The following is an 8,912-nucleotide window of genomic DNA, read 5'->3' as shown; positions in this document are numbered from 1 at the left end:
TGGTCTTTACTTGTGACGCTTATCTTGGCATTGATGGCATCGTATTTCCCAGCAAGGCGAGCATCGCGTCTCACGCCAGTCATTGCTTTGAGTGCGAGGGCCTAGTCATGCTGTTACCGATGAGACAAATTTTCCAAGAAATGGCGGCAGAAAAGCTGAGACTGGGTTTGACCATTCTGGCAGTAGCGTGGGCGACCCTCTGTATCGCTGCTATGTTGGCGGTAGGTGAGGGTATTCGTCAGGGCGTATTGAAAACCGCACAAAATGGTAACGGCAACTTGATCTATTTGACCGGAGGGATGGCCACCGTCGACCACGGTGCTTTTCACCAAGGTAAATTTCTGACGTTAAAAATGGACGATTCAGAGATCGTTCGAGCATTACCCGATGTAAAAAGCGTTGCGCCAACTGCGAAGTGGAAAGAGCGTATCACCGTTGGTGACAGAAGCTCATGGCAAGAGCCCTTAGCGGTCACGAGCGAGTTTCAATCCATGACCAATTTGGTGCCGATGGCGGGGGGACGATGGTTAAATCCACTCGATCAAAAAGAGACGCGCAAAGTCGTTGTACTGGGTTATGAACTGGCAGCCGACTTATTCAACCCGAATGAGGACTTTAGTTGGTTTGCGACAGTCACATTGCAAGTCAACCCTGTGGGGAAAAAGGTAAAAATCGGCAATGAGGAGTTCACCGTTGTGGGCGTATTGGAGAAAAACAGCGCTCAAATAGAACTGGGGGATCTTATCAACTATTCCAGCTTTGTGCCGTTAGCGACGTGGAAGCGATTTCATGTCAACGGTGAAATTGGTGGCATCAATGTGCAACCACAAGCCGATGTAGACCGAGAAGCCTTAGCAAAGACGATCAGGCAAGTGATTGCCCGTAAGCACGGGGCAAGTGTCAGTGATGAACAGGTCGTCCAAGTCGATGATATGTTCCTTAAACAAAAGAGTATGCAGCAGTTTCTGATAGGTTTGCAGAGTTTTCTTGGCATTATCGGCTTCGTGACGTTAGCTGTTGCTGGCGTCGGCATTGCCAATGTGATGTATGCCACCGTAAAGCGATCTACGCGTGATATCGGCGTGCGCATGGCAGTCGGTGCAACCCCAACGGCCATTCGTATGCACTATTTAGTGCAGTCTTTATTGACAATGATGATGGGGGGCGCGCTTGGGTTAGCTGTGACGTACGCGCTGGTGTCTGCCATCAGTTCCATTCCTTTAGAGGGCAATGCTTTTTATGAACAACTGGGTAAACCTGTCCCTGAGTTGTCGTGGGTCGTTGTCGCGATTGTCATCCTCACCTTAGTGATCATTGGCGTGGCATCTGCATGGTTACCTGCAAACCGAGCCGCAAAAGTCAGCCCGTTGGAGGCGCTACAAAGTGAATAACAACAATAACTCTGGAGAGAACATGTCGAACAAGCCGCTTGTTGAGCTGACCAACATCTGTAAATACTACTCAAGCGGGGAGGCGGAAGTTCGCGCGCTAGACGGCGTTGACTTAACCATTAATCAAGGCGAGTTTCTTTCGATTCTTGGCCCGTCCGGTTCAGGCAAATCAACGTTGATGAACATGCTCGGCTGTTTAGATAAGCCCACCGATGGCGAGTACCAACTTGGCGGCCAAAACGTCGCAAGTTTAAGTGCGAATGAGCTGGCTGGCATTCGTAACCAAAAGATCGGATTTGTCTTCCAAAGCTTTAACTTATTGGAATACGCGACGGCGCTTGATAACGTGGCACTGCCGTTGGTTTACTCTGGTATCAAAGCCAAAGAACGTCGCCAGCGCGCAGCTAAATTGCTAGAGCAAGTCGGGCTAGGGGATCGTTTAGACCATAAACCAAACCAGCTTTCTGGTGGTCAAAAGCAGAGAGTTGCGATTGCAAGAGCCTTGGTCAACGATCCGCAAATCATCCTAGCTGACGAGCCAACCGGCGCGCTCGATTCAAAATCTGGTGCTGAGATCGAAGCTCTGTTCAACCAACTCCACGCCGAAGGCAGAACATTGATCATCGTGACGCACGATAACGCTCTGGCAGAGCGCACTAAACGCATCATCACCATCAAAGACGGCAAGGTAATTTCGGATAGGGTGCCGGAGTGATATTCACAGTTTGGAGCTTTACTAAAATAAAGGTAATTCGCCTATGAAAATGGTCACTTTGGAAGTGGTGTTTTAGTCAGCCTTGTTTAGAATTTACATCTTGATTTGAATTGCTAACTGTTTTGATAGTTAGTTGATGTGAAATTTGGTTCCCACAAGGCTACAAGATTGTAATGAATATAAACCACGCACTTTATAGAAGCGAAAAGTATAGCGAAGAATCAATGGAAGAGATTCTTTCTAGGTTAAAAAATACTGACTATTTTTATTTAAATGAGAATAATCCTAGTGAAGGTGCTTACTTGACTAAGAAAAAGGAAAATATCTTAATAGTAAAAAGAAAAACTTCTCGAAGTTCTGAAGCACATCAAGACCGGTTATTCAATACTCGTGAGTTTATAAACTTCAGCTCAATTGTTGCAGGACGAGAGATTGGTGGGGAGCTTCGATGTAAACTAGGACAAGATAAAAATAAAACGAAAATAACGTACTCTTGGTATCCTGATGAGTTTGTTCAAAATTTTTGTTATGCATTTATTGTTCTGGCTTTATTAATGTCAGCTTTTAAATTTACTCCTGGTGATTACGATGTTATTTGGAATCTATTGAAAGCTGTTTTGATGTTTTCAGTTCCAAGTTTATTACAAATGATTCACCTTCCAGGACTAATAAAGCTGGCAAACAAAATTTTGAGATTAAATGGCACTAAACAATTGTTATTAAATACATAAAAATAGACTTTAATGTAAGCAATCACTTTCTATATTTAATAATCCGATTCCTATCAAAAGTAATCGACTTTTGTTTATATCTCGTGTGGTTAAAACCGATTTTTAGAGAGCAACTGCTCCAGTTTTCCTTTTGCTGTCTTACTTACCGTTTGCATAAGCTTGAAGCTTGGCGCTGCTATGCCCGATTGTTCAAGCTCTTCCACCATCAGTAACCAAAGCTTTGCCATTACCTGTGCATCGGCTAACGCGCGGTGGAATACACCGTCGTTTTCAATGTTCTTATAACGAACCAACTCACCCAACTTGTGTGACGGCGCATCTTGAATAAGGCGTTGTGCCACCAATAAAGAACACGCGAACTTGCCAGAATAACCGCAGTTAATTCGCTCCAGTTCCGCATCCAGAAAGCGCTTATCGAACGACGCGTTGTGCGCAGCATGTTATTGGTAATGCCTGTGTAAACTTCAATGGATGAGCTCACACGAAAGCCAGGATTCATAAGTTGCTGAAAACTATCGATCACCTCAACATCAACGATCTTAACCGCACCGATTTCAATCGCGCGATCACCCATATTCGGAGACAGACCTGTGGTTTCAAAGTCGAGTACGACAACGGAGTTAGCTTGAGGCATGAAGTTTTCCAACTGAACAATAAGGCGCAAGAGTATCGTTGAAAGTGTGGGAAAAGGGAAGGAGGAGGAGAAGCTTTAGTAGTGAGAGAAACTTACGGAAGCTCAGTTAGAAATTGAATGTTAGCTTGCCCACTAGATAAAACACCTTACAAAATCTGGTGCGTTCGTTTGCCCTCATAAAATGTAACCTAAGGCGATTCAAACTCTCACTGTGGTATTTGTCTGTTCAAAGTTACGTTTTTGGGTGGCGGGGTTATCCTGATATCTGGGCAGCAATGATTACTCTGTGCTTTTTAATGAAACGGCACTTACCCACTTTGATCATACCTTTTAAAAGGTGCAATCTTAACCATTACGCTGGTGTCCACAAATAACGTTGCAATATCATGACTTACTAAATTTGAAAAAGTTACAAATACATATTCAGAGGTGTGCTGGTGGTACACCAAACACGATTGTATTTTTACCCGTTGTACTTTCTAGCTCAATAGTGTTTCTTTTCTACAGAGTGTTTTTACTCACTTATATGTTGCTGACGTGTTTTTGCCTGAAAAAAAAGTTATCTTGCATAGTGAAACCAACACAAACACGGTCAATTTTTGGTTATCATCGACTGATGCTTACCTGTATTTACCAAATTGAACAAAAATACAAGTAAACATTGAAGTTCAATATTACTAATAACTATTAAATTTGATATTAAGTTCGGAGGATTTAACCTTGGAGAAATTTAGATAACAATGAAAAAACGTGATGTTAATTTATTGCAAAGAGTTATGTTCAGGCTAAAAATAACATTCAATATTATTTATAAATTACTTGTTGTTGCGTTGCCGATTGATATTCTTAAATACTTAGCGATAAAGGGGTCTAGTGTGGCTCAAATTATCTTAGCGAGACGTTACTATCATGGAAGGCGTGTTAAGTATAATAAAAAGCTAGTAGTAAATTGGTTAACGAAGGCAGCGTTGAAGGGAAGCTCGGAGGCAAAGAAAGAACTTGGCTACCTGTATTTTAGTGGTGAAAAATTTAAAAAGGATTGGCGGTTAGCTAGCAAATGGTTGACGGAAGCATATGCTGACGGAGAAGTAGATTGCGCTGCTATTTTAGGCATAATCTATGAAGGAAACGGACACTTTCGTCGAGATTCAGCAGAAATGTTGAGATGGCACACGATTGCAGCAGAGTCTGGAGATTTAGAAGCGCAAAAAACTCTTGCGGCGATTTATACTATGGACAAAGAGTACTCTAACCCTAAAATGATGATGCATTGGCTACACAAGGCAGCAGATCAGAATGACACGGACGCAATGCTTCTTCTTGGACACACTTATCTGGATGGTGACCATTACGATTTCAACGAGGCTCTTAAGTGGCTTAAGACTGCTGCCAACAAGAAGGATCACTACGCATTAGTTTTACTTGGTGACATTTATTCATCAACTAAGTACAACATTGTAAATTATAAAGAAGCCATCCAAAAATACTATAGTGCAGTAAACGAAGGTTCAAGCGTTGCGATGGGGAAAATTGGGTATATGTACCAATATGGCCTGGGTTGCGATAAGAATATAGATAAAGCAATAGAGTGGTATTCCGTGGGGGTTAAATACAATGACCCATATTCTCAATTTGGCTTTGCGCAATTATATCGTGATGATGAAAATGGGATGATGAATTTAATTGAAGCGTTTAAATGGTCTTACTGGGCAAAAAAAAACAAACATCCAGACGCAGAAAAACAGTTCAAAGAAATCTCTGGAAAACTAACGAAAAAAGATATAGATAAAGCACTACGTTCGGCTCAGAGTTATAAAGTAAAGCCTGTTAAAAGTTTGGGTTTTACTTTAGGTTATAAAATGGGAGAAAAAGGTACTATATATAGGTGAGTAATTATGAAAATTAAATCCACTTAATAATTTATTATGGTTGTTTATTATCATTTATTAATGGAGCGAAGAAAGTTAATTACTAAAAAATATGGAACCACTCCTTTAACTATTGATGAACTGGGGTAACTGACTAAATTTTTTTTCTGGTTCGCTCTAATAAATAATTCTAAATTGATGTTTTCATAAGAATACGGAATTTTTAATACTGGTAAATAGAAGTAGCAAAGGAGGCACAATGATTTATTCATTAAAACTGAACTGGAGGAATATGCTAATGCTCTGTATTAGAAGTACAATATGTACATTGGGTTTGGTAGCTTTTTCTGTCAGCGCTTTTGAGGGAGAGAGTTTTCAACACAAAGATTGGTATCTAGCTTGTGATAATACAGGGACCTGCCGGGCGGCTGGCTATTCAAATATTGGCAGTCTCAATCCTGTTGCTGTGATGTTTACTCGTAAAGCGGGTCCTGCAGCGTCAGTAACGGGCAAAGTGTATTTAGGGGATGAATCTGATTTTGACCATTGGCCTGAGCAGATAAATCTTTATATCGATGGCCTAGAGTTGGGCCCGATACAGCATGACGCCATGACATCCATGCAGGTTCAGGCCATTCTTGCAGTAGTGACTAAAGATGCACTTATTGAAATTGGTGATGGTAAAACTAAATGGGTACTGTCTGGTAGCGGTGCCAGTGCCGTGTTTCGTAGGATGGATGAATATCAGGGGCGCCAGAATACTCCGTTTGCTATTGTCGCAAAAGGTCAAGGCGCTGAGTCTAGGGTGAATCTTGCTGTGGCTATCCCCACACTTGTGAATGTTGGCGGCGATGCAATGATGAAATCACTTGAGCCAGAATCTGCCCAATATGCCAAATTGTTACCACAGCTTCGTGCTAGCTATCAGTCTAACGGAGACAGTTCCGAGTGCCATAGACTGTTTGAAGAAACACCGTCAATTGCTATTGCAAAGCTTAATAATGGCCAATCATTGATTGAGGCGTCCTGTTGGATGGCGGCTTATAACTATGGTTCAAGTTATTGGTTGTTGGGAGAAGGCGATGCTGCTGTGCCTAAACGTCTTAACATCTATGGTAATGACTATTCTGACGGCATTGTTTCCTCCGCTCATAAAGACCGAGGATTGGGGGATTGCTGGAGCTTTGAAAGCTGGTTGTTTGATGGCAAACAAATGGTTCGTGCGAGTTATGGTAATACAGGTTTGTGCCGTGGTATTGCCGCTGGAGGCATTGACTTCATGCCTATTTGGGTAAGCGAAGTGGTTACTACACAAGATTTGAATAAATAGCTATGTTTTTAAGTTACTGTTCTAGCACTTCTGCTCAGGGCTTTTTAAGGTTCTGAGTTTAAAAGCAATAATTGCTGTCTGACTTGTAACAATTCTGGTACTAAAAAACGGTAGACCCTATCACAAATACCTACGAGAAATTGTTTGTGAAGTATAAATTACATAAAACTCTTCTTGTGCGTTCCTAGCTTCGATAAGGCGTAGCTATAGTCAGATAAAAAATACATCCAATATATAATCAATTCGGTGTAAAGTTTGCGAAATCAGGAACTATACCAAAAGCTCTTTTGATGAGGTTCTTTACTCCTATTTCAACTTTTATGCCGGCTCGCCCCTCAAGCTTAATTTTGCTCGTGGTACTTTGTGGATGTGATGGTTTTAAGAGGGCTCTACCCCAAATTCGTTAGATTAAATAATCTAAAAAGTCTAAAAGCGTGTGTTTTATACTACGAAAATACTGCGATAGAATGAAACTTAACAAGATTTAAGCCTTTTATATAGTTGTTTTGCTTGTCAAACCGCTTCTTTTAGTAGTGAAATTGTTTAAACAACTTGTTGGGAATGATAAGTCGCAATAAGTATTGCTATCATCCTCTTAACCCAAGATAAAACTGACCGTATGTGAATGTTTTATGCATTCGCACAGAAAATAAATATAAATCTGAGAACAGGTATGTCATTATCAATAACAAGATTCACGAGGGTAATCTGCCCGACCCTGGGCAGTTTGCTCTGTTTAACCTTTCTTACTGGCTGTGAAAAAGCAACAGAAGGGTTGGTGTATGGCACAAAAAGCAAGTCAGTAATTATTGACTATAATGGTAGCGAAACAGATGTCATCATCCCAGATTCGGTAACTACTATTCGGCGTGATGCGTTTAGACGTAGCAAGCTCACCAGCGTGACTATCCCTGATTCAGTGACTACTATTGGTGCGAGTGCGTTTAGTTACAACAATTTGACCAATGTGACTATTCCAAATTCCGTGACCACCATTGGTAGGGATGCATTTAATGGAAACAAGCTCTCTAGTCTGACCCTTTCAAATTCGTTGACTACCATTGGTGATTGGGCGTTTCAACACAACGAACTAACTAGCTTGATCATTCCAGACTCGGTAACAACCATTGGTAAGGAAGCATTTTATGGAAACAAGCTCTCTAGCCTGACCCTTTCAAATTCTGTGACCACTATTGGGGGATAGTGCGTTTGAACGCAACGAGCTTACTAGCCTGATCCTTCCAGATTCGGTGACCGTTATTGGCGAGAGTGTGTTTGCCGATAATGAGATCCACAACGTGACTATACCAGAATCTGTGACCACCATTGAGGATGACGCGTTTATTCGAAACAAACTCACCAGCCTGACTATACCTAATTCAGTGACCACCATAGGAAAAGTTGCGTTTGCTGACAACAACCTCACCCACGTGAGTCTCTCTGATTCGGTAACCACTATTGGTTGGGGGGCATTTACTGGCAATACACTTACCAGTGTGACCATCCCAGACTCTGTGACGACTATTGAGGGTTCAGCGTTTTCTGACAACTATCTCACCAGCGTGATTATCCCAGATTCGGTGACCACCATTGGTTCTAATGCGTTTAATGGTAATGCAATATCCACATTCAACAATGCGCCATCAGATGGCATAATCTTTGCTTGTAATGATGATGGTACTGACAACAAGAAGGTTGTTGTTTCCTTTGGCGGAGGGAGAAAGGAGATTGTTATTCCTGATTCGGTGACTACCATTGGTTTCGGTATGTTTGAGGGCAACAATCTTACCAGTGTGACTTTTCCAGATTCGGTGACTGCCGTTGATAAGAGCGCGTTTGGTCATAATAATCTCACTAGCATAACCCTTCCAGATTCGATAACTACTATTGGAGACTATGCGTTTATTTACAATGAGCTCACTAGTGTAACGCTCCCAGGTTCTGTGATTACTGTTGGGGATAATGCGTTTGCTCACAACAAACTTACCAGCGTGACCATTCCAGACTCGGTGACCACTATTGGTGAGGAGGCGTTTGCTGATAACGCGCTCACTAGTGTGACTATTCCAGATTCGGTGACTACTATTGGTGAAGGGGCGTTTGCTGGTAACAAGCTCATCAGTGTGACCATTCCAGATTCAGTGACTACCATTGGTGAAGGGGCGTTTGCTGGTAACAAGCTCATCAGTGTGACCATTCCAGATTCAGTGACCACCATTGGTGAAGGGGCGTTTGCTGGTAAC

7 protein-coding genes and 1 pseudogene are annotated in these 8,912 nt (G+C 42.0%); 7 read left to right on the top strand and 1 reads right to left on the bottom strand.

Annotated features, from left to right (window positions below; translation table 11 throughout):
• The first annotated feature begins 107 nt into the window (after positions 1 to 107).
• The 3 genes from IQR33_RS05220 to IQR33_RS05210 all read left to right on the top strand — a co-directional run bounded on the left by IQR33_RS05220 (position 108) and on the right by IQR33_RS05210 (position 2,837).
• Positions 108 to 1,391 carry an ABC transporter permease gene (locus tag IQR33_RS05220; RefSeq protein ID WP_017633888.1) on the top strand — a complete coding sequence of 428 codons (1,284 nt, stop codon included), beginning with the start codon at positions 108 to 110 and terminating at the stop codon, positions 1,389 to 1,391.
• A gap of 22 nt (positions 1,392 to 1,413) precedes the next feature.
• Positions 1,414 to 2,106 carry an ABC transporter ATP-binding protein gene (locus IQR33_RS05215; protein ID WP_193837577.1) on the top strand — a complete coding sequence of 231 codons (693 nt, stop codon included), beginning with the start codon at positions 1,414 to 1,416 and terminating at the stop codon, positions 2,104 to 2,106.
• 224 nt (positions 2,107 to 2,330) lie between these two features.
• Complete coding sequence (locus tag IQR33_RS05210; RefSeq protein WP_155489406.1) at positions 2,331 to 2,837, top strand: hypothetical protein; 507 nt, start codon at positions 2,331 to 2,333, stop codon at positions 2,835 to 2,837.
• Positions 2,838 to 2,926: 89 nt separating this feature from the next.
• Here IQR33_RS05210 and IQR33_RS05205 read toward each other — a convergent pair.
• A pseudogene (locus tag IQR33_RS05205) lies at positions 2,927 to 3,471 on the bottom strand (PolC-type DNA polymerase III).
• Between the two features lie 740 nt (positions 3,472 to 4,211).
• Here IQR33_RS05205 and IQR33_RS05200 point away from each other — a divergent pair.
• The 4 genes from IQR33_RS05200 to IQR33_RS05185 all read left to right on the top strand — a co-directional run.
• Positions 4,212 to 5,360: a tetratricopeptide repeat protein gene (locus IQR33_RS05200; protein ID WP_053304256.1), complete on the top strand. Its 1,149-nt coding sequence runs from the start codon at positions 4,212 to 4,214 to the stop codon at positions 5,358 to 5,360.
• A 238-nt stretch (positions 5,361 to 5,598) separates the two neighbouring features.
• On the top strand, positions 5,599 to 6,669 hold the full coding sequence (locus IQR33_RS05195) for a DUF1176 domain-containing protein (protein WP_017633893.1): 1,071 nt from the start codon (positions 5,599 to 5,601) through the stop codon (positions 6,667 to 6,669).
• Between the two features lie 673 nt (positions 6,670 to 7,342).
• A complete protein-coding gene (locus IQR33_RS05190; protein WP_228010047.1) occupies positions 7,343 to 7,873 on the top strand; it encodes a leucine-rich repeat domain-containing protein in 531 nt (176 codons plus the stop codon).
• Positions 7,863 to 8,912, top strand: a 1,050-nt coding sequence (locus tag IQR33_RS05185; RefSeq protein WP_193843573.1) for a leucine-rich repeat domain-containing protein, incomplete at its 3' end; no start/stop codon positions are given. The genes IQR33_RS05190 and IQR33_RS05185, both read left to right, overlap by 11 nt.

Origin of the sequence: Vibrio sp. OPT46 (assembly GCF_015163535.1) — a bacterium.
GTDB classification, from domain to species: domain Bacteria; phylum Pseudomonadota; class Gammaproteobacteria; order Enterobacterales; family Vibrionaceae; genus Vibrio; species Vibrio alginolyticus.
This window is presented reverse-complemented; position numbering and strand designations above follow the sequence as displayed.

Bases quoted from the DNA above. Each gene is read 5' to 3' on its own strand.
- IQR33_RS05210 (WP_155489406.1), top strand. From the start codon at position 2,331: ATGGAAGAGATTCTTTCTAGGTTAAAAAATACTGACTATTTTTATTTA.
- IQR33_RS05215 (WP_193837577.1), top strand. From the start codon at position 1,414: ATGTCGAACAAGCCGCTTGTTGAGCTGACCAACATCTGTAAATACTAC.
- IQR33_RS05220 (WP_017633888.1), top strand. From the start codon at position 108: ATGCTGTTACCGATGAGACAAATTTTCCAAGAAATGGCGGCAGAAAAG.
- IQR33_RS05200 (WP_053304256.1), top strand. From the start codon at position 4,212: ATGAAAAAACGTGATGTTAATTTATTGCAAAGAGTTATGTTCAGGCTA.
- IQR33_RS05195 (WP_017633893.1), top strand. From the start codon at position 5,599: ATGATTTATTCATTAAAACTGAACTGGAGGAATATGCTAATGCTCTGT.
- IQR33_RS05190 (WP_228010047.1), top strand. From the start codon at position 7,343: ATGTCATTATCAATAACAAGATTCACGAGGGTAATCTGCCCGACCCTG.